We start from the raw sequence: 14,973 nt of genomic DNA, 5'->3' as shown, positions 1-14,973 counted from the left end.
GACATCGTCCCATGAAATTCACCGATATCTTCATCCGCCGCCCGGTGCTGGCGAGCGTGGTGAGCCTGCTGATCCTGGTCGTCGGCCTGCGCGCCATCAGTGCCCTGCCGGTGCTGCAATATCCCCGCACCGAGAATGCCGTCGTCACGATCACGACGACCTACTACGGCGCCGATCCCGACGTGATCGCCGGCTTCATCACGACTCCGCTGGAGCAGGCGGTCGCCCAAGCCAATGGCATCGACTACATGACTTCGACCAGCCAGAGCGGCGTCAGCACCATCACGGTCTATCTCCGTCTCAACTACGATTCGAGCAAGGCCCTGACGGAGATCAATACCAAGGTGAGCTCGGTGTTGAACCGGCTGCCCAGCGGGACGCAGCAGCCCGTGCTGACGGTAAAGATCGGCCAGACAATCGACGCGATGTATATCGGTTTCAACAGCAAGGAGCTGGCCCCCAATCAAATCACCGACTATCTCGTGCGCGTCGTGCAGCCCCGGCTGCAGGCGGTCGAAGGCGTGCAGACGGCCGAGTTGCTGGGCGCCAAGAACTTCGCATTGCGCGCCTGGCTCGATCCGCAGAAGCTCGCCGCCTATGGCCTGACCGCGGCCGATGTCGGCCTGGCGCTGACGGCGAACGACTACATTGCAGGCCTCGGCACGACCAAGGGTCAGATGGTGCAGGTGACGCTCAAGGCGTCGACGGCGCTGAGCTCGCTGGAGGAATTCCGCAACCTCGTGCTGAAGCAGGACAAGGGCGCGATCGTTCGCCTCAGCGACGTGGCCAACGTGACCCTGGGTTCCGACGACTACGAATCTGAAGTGAGCTTCGACGGCCAGAAGGCGGTCTATATCGGCATCCAGGTGGCGCCGGCGGCCAACCTCCTCGATGTGATCAAGGGTGTGAAGGATGTCTTTCCGTCGATTCAGGCGCAGCTCCCGCAGGGGCTGAACGGACAGATCATCTACGACTCGACGGAATTCGTGAACAGCTCGATCGAGGAGGTGATCCACACCCTGCTCGAGGCGCTGGTGATCGTGACGCTGGTGGTCTTCGCCTTCCTGGGGTCGTTCCGCTCGGTGATCATCCCGGTGATTGCCATTCCCCTGTCGCTGATCGGCACCTTCGCCATGATGGCCGTCTTCGGCTTTTCCATCAATCTGCTGACCTTGCTCGCGCTGGTGCTGGCGATCGGCCTCGTGGTCGACGATGCCATCATCGTGGTGGAGAACGTGAACCGCCATCTCGAGGAGGGGCAGAAGCCTTTCGCGGCCGCGATCCAGGCGGCGCGCGAACTGGGCGGGCCGATCATCGCCATGACCGTGGTGCTGGTCGCGGTCTATGTGCCGATCGGCCTGCAGCGCGGCCTGACGGGTGCGCTGTTCACCGAGTTCGCCTTCACCCTCGTGGGGGCCGTCACCATCTCGGCGATCGTCGCGCTGACGCTCTCGCCCATGATGTGCTCGCTGATGCTGAAGCCGCACGGTCACGACGACCGCGGCTTGGAGGCGCGCCTGATCCGCGCCATCGACCGTGTCTTCGACCGCCTGCGGCGCGGCTATTCCCGCTGGCTGACCGGCAGCCTGAAGTACCTGCCGGTGACCGGGACCTTCGCCGTTCTGGTGCTCGGCAGCATCTTCTACCTCTACTCCGCCACCAGCAGTGAACTGGCACCGCAGGAGGATCAGGGCATCATCATCGGCTTGGCGACCTCGGCGCCGAACTCGACCATCGACCAGCGCCAGATCTATTCGCGCGAAATCTACAAGATCGGCGCCAGCCATCCGGAAACCGATCACGTCTTCCAGCTCGATGTGCCCGGCCAGTCGATCGCGGGCTACGTGCTGAAGCCGTGGGACAAGCGCGCCATGACCTCCAACCAGCTTCAGCCGATTGTCCAGCAGGAGCTGGCAGGTGTCGCCGGCGCGCAGGTCGTGGCCTTCCAGCCGCCGCCGCTGCCGGGCTCGACCGGCCTGCCGATCCAGTTCGTCATCAACACCACGGGCGGCTTCGAGGCGCTGAACGACGTGGCGCAGAAGTTCCTGCAGGAAGCGCTCGCCACGGGCCGTTTCATCTTCCTCAACACCGACCTCAAGATCGACGCGCCGCAGGCAACGGTGGTAATCGATCGCGACAAGGCCTCGGCGCTGAACCTGCAGATGAGCGATATCGGCGGCGCCCTGGGCTCGATGCTGGGCGGCGGCTACGTCAACTACTTCGCGCTGGACGGCCGCTCCTACAAGGTGATCCCGCAGGTCCAGCAGTCGTCGCGGCAGAACGTCGACCAGATCCTCGACTACCACATCAAGGCCGCCGACGGCACGACGGTGCCGCTGTCTACCGTGGCGTCGATCGCCACCAAGGCGATCCCGCAGTCGCTCAACCATTTCCAGCAGCTCAACAGCGCCACCATCCAGGGCGTCGCCTTCCCCGGCGTGTCGCAGGCCGAGGCGCTGGACACGTTGAAGGAGCTGGCGCAGCGCACTCTGCCCCAGGGCTACTCGATCGACTATGGCGGTGCGTCGCGCCAGTACGTGCAGGAGAGCGGTGGCTTCATCGTCACCTTCGGCTTCGCGCTGATCATCATCTACCTGTCGCTCGCCGCGCTGTTCGAGAGCTTCCGCGATCCGCTGATCATCCTGTTCTCGGTCCCGATGTCGATCGCGGGGGCGCTCATCTTCCTGATGGCGCTGAGCACGGTGGGCATGCCGGGGGCGACCCTGAACATCTACACCCAGGTCGGCCTGGTTACCCTGATGGGCCTGATCAGCAAGCACGGCATCCTGATCGTCGAAGTCGCCAACGAACTGCAGGAAGCCGGCAAGTCACGGCGCGAGGCCATCCAGGAAGCCGCTGCCATCCGTCTGCGGCCGATCCTGATGACCACGGCGGCGATGGTGCTGGGCGTCGTGCCCCTGATCGTGGCGACCGGTGCGGGCGCGTTGTCGCGCTTCTCGATGGGCCTGGTGATCGCCAGCGGCCTCTCGGTTGGCACGCTGTTCACCCTGTTCGTGGTGCCGGCCGTCTACGTGATGCTGGCAGCGGACCATTCGAAGAAGCGGGGGGCCGGCGAGCCCCTCGAGGCCCCGGCGGCGGGCGACTGACGCGGGAGCCGATATTCGACCGGGGCGGCAGACAGGACTGCCCCGGCCGACCCGCAATGGTGTATCCTCTCCGGGATGACCATCCCCTCGAAGCAGGTCCCGGAGAAGGACGAACGCGCCGATCGGCTCGCCGCCGCCCTGCGCGAGAACCTGAAGCGGCGCAAGGCGCAGGCGCGCGCCAAGGGGGACGTCCCGAAACCGGCGGATACGGGACAGGACATTGGCCGGACCGCAGGCAAGACCGGCGGTTGAGCCGACCCCCTCCCTCGTTTAGAAGCGCCCTCAATGAGCATTCTCTCGGACCGCTGGATTCGCCGCATGGCGCAGGAGAAGGGCATGATCGAGCCCTTCGTCGACGCCCAGAAGCGCGAAGGCGTCATTTCATATGGCCTGTCCTCGTACGGCTACGACGCCCGGGTTGGGAATGACTTCAAGATCTTCACCAATGTGAATTCCTCGGTCGTCGACCCCAAGAACTTCGACCAGCAGAGTTTCGTCGACCGCAATACCGACGTCTGCGTCATCCCACCGAATTCCTTCGCACTCGCCCGGACGGTGGAATATTTCCGCATACCGCGTGATGTTCTGGTGATCTGCGTCGGAAAGTCGACCTATGCGCGATGCGGCATCATCGTGAACGTGACGCCGCTCGAGCCGGAGTGGGAGGGACACGTGACCCTTGAATTCTCCAACACCACGCCGCTGCCCGCGAAGATCTACGCCAACGAGGGCGCCTGCCAGTTCCTCTTCCTCCAGGGCAACGAGCCCTGCGAGGTTTCCTACCGGGACAAGGCCGGCAAGTATCAGGGGCAGCGCGGCGTCACCCTGCCGAAAATCTGAGCGGAGGCGACCATGGACAGAATTCGCATCAGGGGCGGCCGCCAGCTCAAGGGCCAGATCCACATCTCCGGCGCCAAGAACGCGGCCCTGCCGCTGATGGTGGCCTCCATGCTGAGCGACAAGCCGCTCACCCTCCATAACGTGCCGCGGCTGGCCGACATCACGACCATGATGCAGCTGCTGCGCCAGCACGGCGTGGAGATCGACGCCACCGCTGGCGAAAACGGCCACAGCCACGGCACGACCATGGTGCTCAAGGCGTCGAAGATCACTTCGACCACCGCGCCCTATGACATCGTGCGCAAGATGCGCGCGTCGATGCTGGTGCTGGGCGTGCTGCTGGCGCGCGAGGGGCAGGCCAAGGTCTCGTTGCCGGGCGGCTGCGCCATCGGCGCCCGACCCGTGGATCTGCATATCGCCGGCCTGCGGGCGATGGGCGCGGAGATCGACATCGACGGCGGCTACATGGTGGCAGGGGCCCCCAACGGCCTGAAGGGCGCACGCTACACTTTCCCCAAAGTGTCGGTCGGCGCCACGGAGAACCTGATGATCGCGGCCGCGCTCGCCAAGGGCACGACCGTGCTCGACAATGCCGCGCGCGAGCCCGAAATCGCCAATCTCGCCGAGTGCTTGTCGGCGATGGGCGTGCCGGTGGGCGGGATCGGCACCGAGACTCTCACCATCGAGGGCGTGACCTCGTTCAACGCCATCGAGCATGCGGTCATTGCCGACCGTATCGAGACCGGCACCTATGCCATGGCCGTCGCCATGACGGCGGGCGACGTCGAACTGATCGGCGGTCGGGTCGACCTGATCGACACGGTGGCGGCCAGCCTGCGCTCGGCCGGCGTCACCCTCGAGGACACCGAGAAGGGCATGCGCGTGCACCGGACCAACGGCGCGCTGCACGGTGTCGACGTGATGACGGAGCCGTTTCCGGGCTTCCCGACCGATCTCCAGGCCCAGATGATGGCTTTGATGACGAGGGCCGAGGGCGCCTCGATGATCACCGAGACCATCTTCGAGAGCCGTTTCATGCACGTGCCGGAACTGGCGCGCATGGGCGCCAACGTCACCATCCATCACCAGTCGGCGCTGGTGCGCGGGGTTCCGAAGCTGCGCGGCGCCGAGGTCATGGCGACCGACCTGCGTGCCTCGGTGTCGCTGGCGATCGCCGGCCTGTCGGCCGAGGGAGACACCATGCTGCATCGCGTCTACCATCTCGATCGTGGCTTCGAGCGGCTGGAGGAGAAGCTCAGCGCCTGTGGCGCCGACATCGAGCGGTTGAAGGGCTGAAGCGCATGACGGCCAAGCTGAAGCTGAGCGCGCTCGATGCCGACGACCTGGCCATCCTTTCGGCCGCCATCCAGGACGCGCTGGTGGCGGTCCGCGACTGCGCCTTCCTGAAGGACGAAAGGCGCTTCGTCCTGCTGCTGAACCGGTTCCGCTGGGAAGCCGATCCGGACGCTGGAACCGGCCATTCCCGGACCCATTCCGCCCTCGTTTTCAACGATGTGACGGCCGTGCGGCACCATGACATCCCCACGGCTGAGCCCGATCGGATGCTGGAACTGCTCGCGGTAGTGCTGGAGAACGACCATTCAGTCCTGCTGCGCTTTTCGGCGGGCCGGGCTATCCGGCTGGAAATCGGCCGGCTCGCATGCCATTTGGGGGATGTTGGGGAGCCTTGGCCCACCCCGTGGAAGCCCGCCCACCCGGTCGAATAGCCTTTCCGGCTCCGATCAGGGGCGGGCATTCGTTACTGGAGACATGTCGTGTCGAGCGACGCTAACGAGAAACTCATCCTGGCGCTGCCCAAGGGCCGAATCCTCAAGGAGGCCGGCCCCGTCTTCGCGCGTGCGGGCATCGTACCGGAAGCGGCCTTCGCCGACCCCGATGCCCGCCAGCTCCGCTTCGCAACCAACCATCCCGACCTCGACATCATCCGGGTCCGCTCCTTCGACGTGGCGACCTTCGTGGCCTTCGGGGCCGCCCATCTCGGCATCGCCGGCGCCGACGTGCTGATGGAGTTCGATTATCCGGAGATCTACGCGCCGATCGATCTCGGCATTGGCAAGTGCCGCCTTGCCGTCGCCGAGCCCGTCGAGATGGCGGGCAGGGACGATCCGCGGCGCTGGAGCCACGTGCGCATCGCCACCAAGTATCCCGAGGTGACGCGCAAGCATTTCGCGGCGCGCGGCGTGCAGGCGGAGTGCGTCAAGCTGTCGGGCGCGATGGAACTCGCGCCGTCGCTCGGCCTCAGCCACCGCATCGTCGATCTCGTCGATTCCGGCCGCACGCTGAAGGAGAACGGCCTCGTCGAGGTCGAGCACATCGCCGACATCACCTCGCGCTTCATCGTGAACCGTGCCGCGCTTAAGACGCGGCCCGAGCGGGTTGGCCACTGGATCGACCGTTTCCGCGACGTTGCCCTCGGGGTTTCCCGTGCCGCTTAGGCTCGATGCCTCGGCGCCGGGTTTCGAAAAGGAATTTTCGGCCTTCCTCGGGCGCAATCGGGACACCGACGAAAACGTCGACCGCGTGGTCGCCGGCATCGTGGCCGACGTACGCGCGCGCGGCGATGCGGCCGTCGTCGACTACACTGCCAAATTCGACTGGGCCGGCATCACGGCGTCCAACATGCGCGTCTCCGAAGCCGAGCGCGACGCGGCGGCGGCGCAGGTTCCGGCGGCGCAGCGTGAGGCGCTGGCCTTCGCCGCCGGGCGCATCGAGGCCTTCCACCGTGAGCTGATGCCGAAGGATGTCGACTTCACCGACTCGACCGGGACGCGGCTGGGCGCGCGCTACCGGCCGGTGGATGCGGCCGGGGTCTACGTGCCGGGCGGCACGGCGGCGTACCCGTCCTCGGTACTGATGAACATCGTGCCGGCCAAGGTCGCGGGCGTTGGCCGCATCGTCATGGTGGTGCCCACTCCCGGCGGCACGCTCAATCCCCTGGTCATGCTCGCGGCCGGGATTGCCGGCGCCGACGAGATCTGGCGCATCGGCGGCGCCCAGGCGGTGGCGGCCCTGGCCTACGGCACGGAATCGATCAAGCCGGTCGACAAGATCACCGGGCCCGGCAACGCCTACGTCGCTGCCGCCAAGCGTCGCGTGTTCGGTCAGGTCGGCATCGACCTCATCGCCGGCCCCTCCGAAATTCTTGTGGTCGCCGACCGTCACAACGACCCTCGATGGATCGCGGCCGACCTGCTGTCGCAGGCGGAGCACGATCCGTCCTCGCAATCGGTGCTGATCGCCGACGATGCGGCCTTCGCCGATGCCGTCATGCGCGCCGTCGAAGACGAGCTGAAGACCCTGGCTCGAGCAGAGATCGCCGCCGCCAGCTGGCGCGACAATGGCGCCGTCATCCTCGTTCCAGACTTCGCTGCCGCGCCGGCCATCGTCAACGCCATCGCCGCCGAGCATGTCGAGCTCGCGATGGAGATGGCAGAGGCCGAGGCGCTGTCGCAGAAGATCCGCCATGCCGGCGCGATCTTCCTCGGCCGCCATACGCCCGAGGCGATCGGCGACTATGTCGCCGGCACCAACCACGTGCTGCCGACTTCGCGTGCTGCGCGTTTTTCCGGCGGCTTGGGCGTCTCCGACTTCCTGAAGCGCACCTCGCTGGTCGCCTGCACGCCGCAGTCGCTCGTCGCCCTCGGCCCCTCCGCCGTGGCGCTGGCAGATGCCGAAGGGCTGGGCGCTCATGGCCGTTCGGTCTCGCTCCGGCTGGGGCGTTAGTAATGCCGGACGGCCCGACCGACAGGACGCGGCGCATCGTCGACGTCGTGCTCGATGAGGAATCGGTCGCCCGCCGCGCGCCCGAAGTCGAGCACGAGCGGGCCGTCGCGCTGTTCGACTTGATCGAGGAGAACGATTTCCGTCTGGTCGGCAGCCAGCCAGGACCGTATCGGCTGCGTATCGGCATCTTCGAGCAGCGCCTGGTATTCGACGTGCGCAATGAGGCCGACGAGAAGCTGCGCGACATCGTCCTGTCGCTGACGCCGTTCCGCAAGGTCGTGAAGGACTACTTCCTGATCTGCGAGAGTTACTACGCCGCCATCAAGAAGCTGGGCCCGTCGCAGATCGAGGCGCTCGACATGGGACGGCGCGGGCTGCATGACGAGGGATCGGAGCTGTTGCGCGAGCGGCTCGACGGCAAGATCGAGGTCGATCACGATACCGCCCGGCGGTTGTTCACGCTGATCTGCGCCCTGCACATCAAATCGTGAGCGGGCAGGGGCGATGATCGGACTGCCGTCCAGCCTGCTCTTCGCCTGCAGCGAGAATTCGGTCCGGTCGCCGATGGCAGAGGCGCTGGCCAAGCGACTCTACGGCCACAGGGTTTATATCGATTCGGTGGGCGTGCGCGCGAGCGAGGTCGACGGTTTCGCTGTCGCTGCGCTCGACGAAATCGACATCGACGTTCACCGCCACCACGCCAAGACCTTCGATGACGTCGATGCTGCGTCTTTCGAGTTGATCGTCACGCTCTCGCCGGAAGCGCACCACAGCGCGCTCGAATTCACGCGGGGGACGGCGACCGAGGTTGAGTACTGGCCGATGCCTGACCCAAGCGCCGTGGAGGGATCGCGGGAGACGCGGCTCGATGCCTATCGTCACACCCGTGATCAGGTGCTGACCAGACTGAAGGCGCGCTTCGGGATACCCATCACGCCCTCAGTCTGACCGTCTGCGCCTAACGCTGCGTGACGTGCCCCGCGGGGTCGAGCGTGATCATGTAGTAGGTGTCGCCCTTCAGGGCCTGGCCCTGCCAGCTGCCGTCGTTGTTGCGCATCAGCATGGTGACGCCGTTGTAGCCCGCATCGTGGATCTGCTGGCGCGCGATGGCGCCCTCGGCCGTCGGGGTCCAATTGGGCGCCGTCGTCGGGGTGAAGATCTTGTTGGGCTCGGTAGCGGGTTCGCTACCGGTCGGCATGCCTTGCGCCTGGACTGCATTCGTCGCGAGGACCGCGGCGCCGACCAGTGAAACTGCAAGCAATGTCCGGTTCATGATGTCTCTCCTCAGGTGCGAAGCGCTGCCACACTGGAGCGCCTTCGCCCGGGAGCATTTCTGAATCGGATTTGTGAGTGGATTGTGGCGGGAGCGCGCTCGTGCATGCAGGCGAGCCTCCCGCCTTGCACGAGCGCTTGTAAGGACGCTGTCAGCGCGTGCTGTCGGAACCCGCGTACCAGGCTGCGCGATGCGAGCTGTGACGCGGCACGGGCAGGTTGATGAGGTCCATGAACACCGAGGCGCCGCCGTCGGCGCCTGCGAGGTTGCCCTCCAGCACGTCGACGTCGAAGGTCAGCCTGTCGCCTTCGAGCTTCGGCGACTTCAACGTGACGACGGCATCCACGACGCTGGCCTTCTCCTTGTTCAGCACCGAGACCGTGGCATTGGGCGGATCCTTGGCGAATGAGTTGGGCGCCTTCGCCGTCCATTCCTCCAGCACGTGCGCGAGCATCGCGTGCCCTGCCGAGCGCACCGGGCGGTCGGCGAAGACGATGACGCTGGGCGCGATGCCTTCGAGGATAAGCTTGTTGTCCTGCAGCTTGGCGCTGCGGGCGTTCAGCACGAACATCGAGGGGATGAGGCGCGGATGGCGCGCCGCACCGACCACCTTGGGCTGGCCCTGTACCGAGGCGGCGGCGGGCGCGGCCGGCTGGGTCTGCGCGGCCGCGCCGAGGGCGAGACCGAGGGTGGCTGCTGCAGTCGCGAGGGCGACGGAAAGTCGGAAGGTTTTCATGAGGGTCACCGTGCGGCTCAGTAGCAGGGCAGGAGGGGCGGCTTGCCGCAGCTCGGCGCGTTGTAACGCTGCTGATAGCGGGGATCGATGTCGGGCGGCGGGGGAGCGCCCGCGCCACTGCTATACCCGCCGCCGCCGTTCCACTGCCGGTTGACGGGCTCCGTGGGAGAGGGGTTCGACCAGCCGCTGAAGGTGCTGGTGCCGTCGGGATCGCCGATGGCGGGCGTCTCTCCGCCGGTCGTCTGGCTCTGGCCGTAATACTGGGCGCCGTGCGAGCCGATGCCGAACCAGATCGTGTCGATGAATACTGAGGCCGGACCGTCGGCGGTGCCCAGGCTGCCCTCGAGCAGTTCCACGTCGAAGGTCAGCTTCTCGCCCTCGAGCTTGGCCGTCTTCAAGGTCACGACGAGGTCCGAGACGTTGCCGCCATCCTTGCTGAAGACGGAGACCGTGGCATTCGGCGGATCCTTGGCGAAGCTGCCGGTGCGCCAGATGTCGGCCATGTCGGGCGTCACCATGTGACCAACCGAACGCTTCGGTCGGCTGGTGAACAGGGTCGCCGTGGGCAGCACGCCGTCGAGGACCAGCTTCTGGCCATCGAGCTTGGCTCCGCGGGCATTGATGACGATCAGGGCCGTCGAATATTGACGCTTTCCGGGCTTTCCGATCGTCTTCTGCGCCGGATGGGTGATGGCGTTGGGCGGCGGCGTGGGAGCCGGCGTCGCCTGGGCGAATGCCAGCGCCGGCGTCAGGAGCAGGGCGGCCACAAGGCCGGACATGCACGTTGCGTTCATCTTTTGCTGGTCCTTCTTTACCGGGCGTCCGCAGCCGCGACCTGTATAAGGGAGGCACGCTCCCGTGAGAAGGCCGGCATCCCTGCCGTGGCCCGCGCCGCCATTGACTTACCCCCTCCTGCGGCCCATTTTCCGGCCGCTTTCCCAGAAATTCACCCCAGCCGGAGGCCGGATGGCCAAAGAAGACCTGATCGAATTTACGGGCGTCGTCGCCGAGTTGCTCCCCAATGCGATGTTTCGGGTCAAGCTCGACAACGACCACGTCATTCTCGCCCACACCTCGGGCAAGATGCGCAAGAACCGCATCCGCGTTCTGGCAGGCGACCGCGTCACCGTCGAGATGACGCCCTATGACCTGACCAAGGGCCGCATCACCTTCCGCTTCAAGTAGGCGTTGCGCGCCTCGCCGATCCCCCCGCTCGTACTGGCCTCCGCGTCACCGCGCCGGCTCGACCTGTTGCGACAGGTCGGCCTCGAGCCCGCGGCGATCGACCCCGCCGACATCGACGAGACGCCCCTGACGGGCGAGCTGCCGCGTGCCTATGCCTTGCGCATGGCGCGGTTGAAGCTCGCCGTCGTGAAGGCGCGGCATGCCGGTGCTCTCGTGCTGGCGGCCGACAGCGTCGTGGTCTGCGGGCGCCGGATCCTGCCGAAGGCGGAATCCGAAGCCGAGGCACGGATTTGCCTCTCGAGGATGTCGGGCCGCCGTCATCGCGTGCTGGGCGGCGTCGCGGTGGCCGCTCCGGATGGCAAGGTGCGGACGCGCCTCGTCGAGACCGTCGTGCGCTTCAAGCGCCTCGAGGCGGCCGAGGTCGAGGCCTATCTCGCGAGCGGCGAATGGCAGGGCAAGGCCGGCGGCTACGCCATTCAGGGCCGGGCCGCCGCCTTCGTCGCGTTCGTGTCCGGCTCCTACAGCAATGTCGTCGGGTTGCCGCTGTTCGAAACTGTTTCGCTTCTGAACGCCTCCACGCCGTGAGCCGGGTCGATCGCCTCGTTTGCCACGTGCTGCCCAAGGCGTTCCTGATGGCGCTTGTGGCGGAGGGCCGTCTCGTTGAGTTGCAGGTCGTTCGTCGCGACAAGCCCTCGAGGGTCGACAGCATTTTCCTGGGCCGGCTGGAACGCGTGATGCCCGATCTCGATGCCGCCTTCGTCGATCTTGGCCTCGAGCGCTCGGGCTTCCTGCGTGCCGCCGATCTCTCGGGCAGCGATGGCTGGCCGCCGCCCGGCGCGCCGGTGCTCGTGCAGGTCCGCAATGACGGCGAAGGCGACAAGGGTCCGCGCCTGTCGATGAACGTCGCCATCAGCGGCCGCTACCTCGTCCACCATCCCCACGGCACCGGCGTGACCTTCTCCCGCCGCATTGAAGGCGAGTTGGAGCGCGACCGCCTGCGCGGCCATGTCGAGGGCCTGCTGGAAGGCGGAATCGTGCTGCGCACCGCCGCCTTGGGCGCCACGGCCGACCTCCTGCAGGCCGACGCCACCCGCGTGCTCGAACGCTGGGAGAAGGTGAGGCGCCTGGCCCTCGACGTCGAGCCGCCGGCGGATCTGTCGTCGCGCATTCCGGGCGAGCGCGACCCGATCGCGCGGGCCTTGCGCGATCATGGCGCGGGCCTCGAGGAGGTCATCGTCGACGACCGGGCCATGGCGCGGACGCTGCAGGACAAGATGGACCGGCTGGGCGAGAAGATCCGCGTCCGCTGGCACAACGGGACCATGCCAGCCTTCGACATCGACGATGTCGCGGGACAGATCGACACCGCGCTGGCGCCGCGTATCGCGCTGCAGAGCGGGGTCGAGGTGCTGTTCGAACCCGGCGAGACCCTGTGTGCCGTGGACGTCGACAGTGCGGGCGCGGGCGGCCGCCAGGGCCGTGCGCCGCGCCGGCCGGTCGACGTCAATCTCGAAGCGGCGCCGGCGATCGCCCAGCAGCTCAGGCTGCGCAACATCGCGGGCGCGGTGGTCGTCGACTTCGTCACCATGCGCAGCGCCTACGACCGCGACAAGGTCCAGGCGGTCCTGGCCGAGCACTTGGCGAGCGACCCTGTGCCGACCCAGATCTACGGTTTCACCCGGCTCGGCCTGTTCGAGTTGACCCGCGCCCGGCGCGGCCCGACCCTGGCGGCCCAGCTCGAAGCGCTGGAAAAGAGCGATGACTGACCGATCCCCGCCGCTGCGTGCCGTGCGCATCGAACCGAAATGTCCGACCTGCGGAAAGCCCGCGGATCCCAAGTACAAGCCGTTCTGCCGCAAGCGCTGCGCCGACATCGATCTCGGCCGCTGGCTGAAGGAGGGCTATCGCGTGCCGACCGACGAGGCGCCCGGCGAGGAAGACCTCGACGAGAGAGGGGGCGGCGCGTCTGGACAGCGGGGCTAGCCCGTCCTATAAGCCCGGCCGCCAACGAACGATGTGCCCAGGTAGCTCAGTTGGTAGAGCATGCGACTGAAAATCGCAGTGTCGGTGGTTCGACTCCGCCCCTGGGCACCATTCGTTTTCCTAGCGCGTTTGGCGACCCCAATTCCCTGATCCGGCACGGCCTGCAGTCTGGCGCTGCTTCCGGTCTTCACCGTTTGTCGTTTGCGTGATCTGCCCGCCTGGCCGTGCCGTTGCTCGTCCGTTGACGCGCCCGTGCCCATTGCTGACACTCTGCAAAACAAAGACGAATTGGGAGGATCGCAATGAAGATCACACGCCGTGTGGTGGCGGGCTCGCTCGTCGCCACGGCCGCGAGCGCCTTGCCCGTCTTCTCACAGGCTTTTCCGAACAAGCCCGTGAAGATCGTAGTTGGCTTCGCCGCCGGCGGAGGCACCGACTTCGTAGCGCGCGTCCTGGCCGACGCGTTGAAGGAGCACTGGGGCCAATCCGTCATCGTCGAGAGCCGCACCGGCGCAAGCGGCATGCTGGCAGCGGAACAGGTGGTGCGGGCGGCGCCCGACGGGTACACGCTGCTGGTTTCGCCGCAGACCTCGATCGCGGTGGCGCCGCAGATCTTCGCCAAATCACCCTACGATCCGCTCAAGGATCTGACGCCCATCACCATCCTCACCGCCACGCCGATGCTGATGGTGGCGCATCCCTCCTTCCCGGCCTCCAGTTTTGTAGAGTTCCTGACCTACGTTCGCGCCAACCCCGGCAAGGTCACCTTTGCGTCCGGCGGCATTGGCTCTTCTCCGCACATGACGTCCGAACTGCTCAACATGCGCCTCGATCTCAAGGCGGTGCACGTTCCCTACCGTGGCGAGCAGCCGGCGCTTGCCGACGTGATGGGCAACCAAGTGGGCGTACTCTTCGCCAACATACCGTCGGCCATGCCGTACGTTCAGGCCGGCAAGCTCAAGGCGCTCGTCAGCACCGGCCAGTCGCGCTCGCCGCTCGCCCCCGATGTCCCCACGATCATCGAGTCCGGCGTGGGCGACATCGTGACCGCGACCTGGAACGGGCTCTACGGTCCTGCCGGGATGGCACCGGACCTGGTCCAGAAGATCTATGCCGATGTCAGCGAGGTGCTGGGGCAGGGGCGGGTGCGCGAGCGTCTGCTCGCCTCGGGCAGCGATTTGGTGCTCAACACGCCGCAGCGCTTCGAGGAGTACCTCCGGGCCGAGGTCATGCGCTGGGGCCAGGTGATCAAGGCGGCCGACATCCGCGCGGAGTGATCGGCGAGGGGACAGGCATGTCTGAAATCGGATACTGATGCCGGCGCTGGCGAGCGTCAGTGACCGATCGAAAGGCCTCAGTTTGTCCACAGCAGTGAAACCGCGGCGCAAGAGTTCGGCGAAGGCGGAGCAGCGCGCGGAGACGATCGAGCAGATCCTCGACACCGCGGAATACCTGTTCGCAAAGCACGGGTTCTACGGCGTCACGCTCAAGGACGTCGCCAAGAGCGTCGGCGTGCATCACACGCTGATCAACTACTACTTCGAGGACAAGAAGAAGCTCTTCGAGGATGTGTTCGCGCGACGGGCCGTCGTGACCAGCGAGCGGCGCATGAAGGCCCTCGACGACTATGCGCGGACGGTCGGCGATTCCCCGACAGTCGAGGGCGCGCTGCGGGCTTTCCTCGACACCGACCTCGACCTCTACACCGAGGGCGGCGAGGGCTGGCGCAACTATGGCGCCTTGGGCGCCCAGGTGGCGAGCACCCCCGAATGGGGCGCCCGGATGATGGACGAGCATTTCGATCCGGTCGTGCTGCGCCTGATAGGCTTGCTCAGGAAGGCCCTTCCGGGTTGCGCGGAGGAGGACATCTTCTGGGGCTACCACTTCGTGACCGGCGCCCTGATGCTGACGCTCGCCCAGACCGGCCGCATCGACAAGCTGTCCGGAGGAGTCTGCCGGTCGGACGACTACGCAGCCGTGAAGGATCGCATGGCGACCTTCATGGCCGCCGGCTTCCTGTCGGTCTGTTCGCCCCGGAAAGGTTAGTGCGACAAAGAAAGGGGAGCAGGTCGCACTTGCGTGACGCGCGTTAATTCACTAGTGAG

General features: G+C 66.5%; 18 protein-coding genes and 1 tRNA gene. 16 read left to right on the top strand and 3 right to left on the bottom strand.

Annotated elements, in window-relative coordinates; genetic code table 11:
* The first annotated feature begins 11 nt into the window (after positions 1-11).
* From ACQY78_RS09355 to ACQY78_RS09315, 9 genes are all read left to right on the top strand, one after another.
* On the top strand, positions 12-3,107 hold the full coding sequence (locus tag ACQY78_RS09355; RefSeq protein WP_428684917.1) for an efflux RND transporter permease subunit: 3,096 nt from the start codon (positions 12-14) through the stop codon (positions 3,105-3,107).
* A gap of 75 nt (positions 3,108-3,182) precedes the next feature.
* Positions 3,183-3,359 (top strand): hypothetical protein, encoded by a 177-nt coding sequence (locus tag ACQY78_RS09350; RefSeq protein WP_428684915.1) that lies wholly within the window; start codon positions 3,183-3,185, stop codon positions 3,357-3,359.
* Positions 3,360-3,392: 33 nt separating this feature from the next.
* The gene (dcd, locus tag ACQY78_RS09345; RefSeq protein ID WP_428684913.1) at positions 3,393-3,947 is read left to right on the top strand and encodes a dCTP deaminase; all 555 of its coding nucleotides are present in this window, start codon (positions 3,393-3,395) and stop codon (positions 3,945-3,947) included.
* Positions 3,948-3,959: 12 nt separating this feature from the next.
* The gene (gene murA / locus ACQY78_RS09340) at positions 3,960-5,243 is read left to right on the top strand and encodes a UDP-N-acetylglucosamine 1-carboxyvinyltransferase (RefSeq protein WP_428684911.1); all 1,284 of its coding nucleotides are present in this window, start codon (positions 3,960-3,962) and stop codon (positions 5,241-5,243) included.
* 5 nt (positions 5,244-5,248) lie between these two features.
* Complete coding sequence (locus ACQY78_RS09335; protein ID WP_428684909.1) at positions 5,249-5,674, top strand: DUF2948 family protein; 426 nt, start codon at positions 5,249-5,251, stop codon at positions 5,672-5,674.
* A gap of 48 nt (positions 5,675-5,722) precedes the next feature.
* Positions 5,723-6,403 (top strand): ATP phosphoribosyltransferase, encoded by a 681-nt coding sequence (hisG, locus tag ACQY78_RS09330; RefSeq protein WP_428684907.1) that lies wholly within the window; start codon positions 5,723-5,725, stop codon positions 6,401-6,403.
* Positions 6,393-7,691 carry a histidinol dehydrogenase gene (gene hisD / locus ACQY78_RS09325; RefSeq protein ID WP_428684905.1) on the top strand — a complete coding sequence of 433 codons (1,299 nt, stop codon included), beginning with the start codon at positions 6,393-6,395 and terminating at the stop codon, positions 7,689-7,691. Before hisG ends, hisD begins: the two co-directional genes overlap by 11 nt.
* A gap of 2 nt (positions 7,692-7,693) precedes the next feature.
* The gene (locus ACQY78_RS09320; protein WP_425064397.1) at positions 7,694-8,182 is read left to right on the top strand and encodes a UPF0262 family protein; all 489 of its coding nucleotides are present in this window, start codon (positions 7,694-7,696) and stop codon (positions 8,180-8,182) included.
* A 13-nt stretch (positions 8,183-8,195) separates the two neighbouring features.
* Positions 8,196-8,639, top strand: coding sequence for a low molecular weight phosphatase family protein (locus ACQY78_RS09315; RefSeq protein ID WP_425064398.1), 444 nt, complete (start codon positions 8,196-8,198; stop codon positions 8,637-8,639).
* Between the two features lie 10 nt (positions 8,640-8,649).
* Here ACQY78_RS09315 and ACQY78_RS09310 read toward each other — a convergent pair whose 3' ends face one another.
* The 3 genes from ACQY78_RS09310 to ACQY78_RS09300 all read right to left on the bottom strand — a co-directional run bounded on the left by ACQY78_RS09310 (position 8,650) and on the right by ACQY78_RS09300 (position 10,479).
* A complete protein-coding gene (locus ACQY78_RS09310) occupies positions 8,650-8,964 on the bottom strand; it encodes a hypothetical protein (protein WP_428684902.1) in 315 nt (104 codons plus the stop codon).
* Between the two features lie 151 nt (positions 8,965-9,115).
* Positions 9,116-9,700 carry a hypothetical protein gene (locus ACQY78_RS09305; protein WP_428684900.1) on the bottom strand — a complete coding sequence of 195 codons (585 nt, stop codon included), beginning with the start codon at positions 9,698-9,700 and terminating at the stop codon, positions 9,116-9,118.
* Positions 9,701-9,717: 17 nt separating this feature from the next.
* Positions 9,718-10,479 (bottom strand): hypothetical protein, encoded by a 762-nt coding sequence (locus ACQY78_RS09300; protein WP_428684898.1) that lies wholly within the window; start codon positions 10,477-10,479, stop codon positions 9,718-9,720.
* A gap of 187 nt (positions 10,480-10,666) precedes the next feature.
* Here ACQY78_RS09300 and infA point away from each other — a divergent pair, with 187 nt between their 5' ends.
* From infA to ACQY78_RS09265, 7 genes are all read left to right on the top strand, one after another.
* Positions 10,667-10,885 (top strand): translation initiation factor IF-1, encoded by a 219-nt coding sequence (gene infA, locus ACQY78_RS09295; RefSeq protein WP_295137458.1) that lies wholly within the window; start codon positions 10,667-10,669, stop codon positions 10,883-10,885.
* A gap of 3 nt (positions 10,886-10,888) precedes the next feature.
* The gene (locus tag ACQY78_RS09290; RefSeq protein ID WP_428684895.1) at positions 10,889-11,470 is read left to right on the top strand and encodes a Maf family protein; all 582 of its coding nucleotides are present in this window, start codon (positions 10,889-10,891) and stop codon (positions 11,468-11,470) included.
* Entirely contained in the window at positions 11,467-12,651 is a 1,185-nt protein-coding gene (locus ACQY78_RS09285) for a ribonuclease E/G (RefSeq protein ID WP_428684893.1), read from the top strand. The genes ACQY78_RS09290 and ACQY78_RS09285 overlap by 4 nt, the downstream gene beginning before the upstream one ends.
* Positions 12,644-12,868, top strand: coding sequence for a DNA gyrase inhibitor YacG (locus ACQY78_RS09280; RefSeq protein WP_428684891.1), 225 nt, complete (start codon positions 12,644-12,646; stop codon positions 12,866-12,868). Before ACQY78_RS09285 ends, ACQY78_RS09280 begins: the two co-directional genes overlap by 8 nt.
* A 35-nt stretch (positions 12,869-12,903) precedes the next feature.
* Positions 12,904-12,979 (top strand) — tRNA-Phe (locus tag ACQY78_RS09275).
* Between the two features lie 191 nt (positions 12,980-13,170).
* Positions 13,171-14,145, top strand: coding sequence for a Bug family tripartite tricarboxylate transporter substrate binding protein (locus ACQY78_RS09270; RefSeq protein WP_428684889.1), 975 nt, complete (start codon positions 13,171-13,173; stop codon positions 14,143-14,145).
* Between the two features lie 82 nt (positions 14,146-14,227).
* The gene (locus ACQY78_RS09265; RefSeq protein WP_428684887.1) at positions 14,228-14,914 is read left to right on the top strand and encodes a TetR/AcrR family transcriptional regulator; all 687 of its coding nucleotides are present in this window, start codon (positions 14,228-14,230) and stop codon (positions 14,912-14,914) included.
* The last annotated feature ends 59 nt before the right edge of the window (positions 14,915-14,973 follow it).

It is taken from the genome of Reyranella sp., from assembly GCF_965279625.1.
GTDB lineage: Bacteria > Pseudomonadota > Alphaproteobacteria > Reyranellales > Reyranellaceae > Reyranella.
This window is presented reverse-complemented; position numbering and strand designations above follow the sequence as displayed.

Bases quoted from the DNA above. Each gene is read 5' to 3' on its own strand.
- ACQY78_RS09355 (WP_428684917.1), top strand. From the start codon at position 12: ATGAAATTCACCGATATCTTCATCCGCCGCCCGGTGCTGGCGAGCGTG.
- ACQY78_RS09350 (WP_428684915.1), top strand. From the start codon at position 3,183: ATGACCATCCCCTCGAAGCAGGTCCCGGAGAAGGACGAACGCGCCGAT.
- dcd (WP_428684913.1), top strand. From the start codon at position 3,393: ATGAGCATTCTCTCGGACCGCTGGATTCGCCGCATGGCGCAGGAGAAG.
- murA (WP_428684911.1), top strand. From the start codon at position 3,960: ATGGACAGAATTCGCATCAGGGGCGGCCGCCAGCTCAAGGGCCAGATC.
- ACQY78_RS09335 (WP_428684909.1), top strand. From the start codon at position 5,249: ATGACGGCCAAGCTGAAGCTGAGCGCGCTCGATGCCGACGACCTGGCC.
- ACQY78_RS09320 (WP_425064397.1), top strand. From the start codon at position 7,694: ATGCCGGACGGCCCGACCGACAGGACGCGGCGCATCGTCGACGTCGTG.
- ACQY78_RS09315 (WP_425064398.1), top strand. From the start codon at position 8,196: ATGATCGGACTGCCGTCCAGCCTGCTCTTCGCCTGCAGCGAGAATTCG.
- ACQY78_RS09310 (WP_428684902.1), bottom strand. From the start codon at position 8,964: ATGAACCGGACATTGCTTGCAGTTTCACTGGTCGGCGCCGCGGTCCTC.
- ACQY78_RS09305 (WP_428684900.1), bottom strand. From the start codon at position 9,700: ATGAAAACCTTCCGACTTTCCGTCGCCCTCGCGACTGCAGCAGCCACC.
- ACQY78_RS09300 (WP_428684898.1), bottom strand. From the start codon at position 10,479: ATGTCCGGCCTTGTGGCCGCCCTGCTCCTGACGCCGGCGCTGGCATTC.
- infA (WP_295137458.1), top strand. From the start codon at position 10,667: ATGGCCAAAGAAGACCTGATCGAATTTACGGGCGTCGTCGCCGAGTTG.
- ACQY78_RS09280 (WP_428684891.1), top strand. From the start codon at position 12,644: ATGACTGACCGATCCCCGCCGCTGCGTGCCGTGCGCATCGAACCGAAA.
- ACQY78_RS09270 (WP_428684889.1), top strand. From the start codon at position 13,171: ATGAAGATCACACGCCGTGTGGTGGCGGGCTCGCTCGTCGCCACGGCC.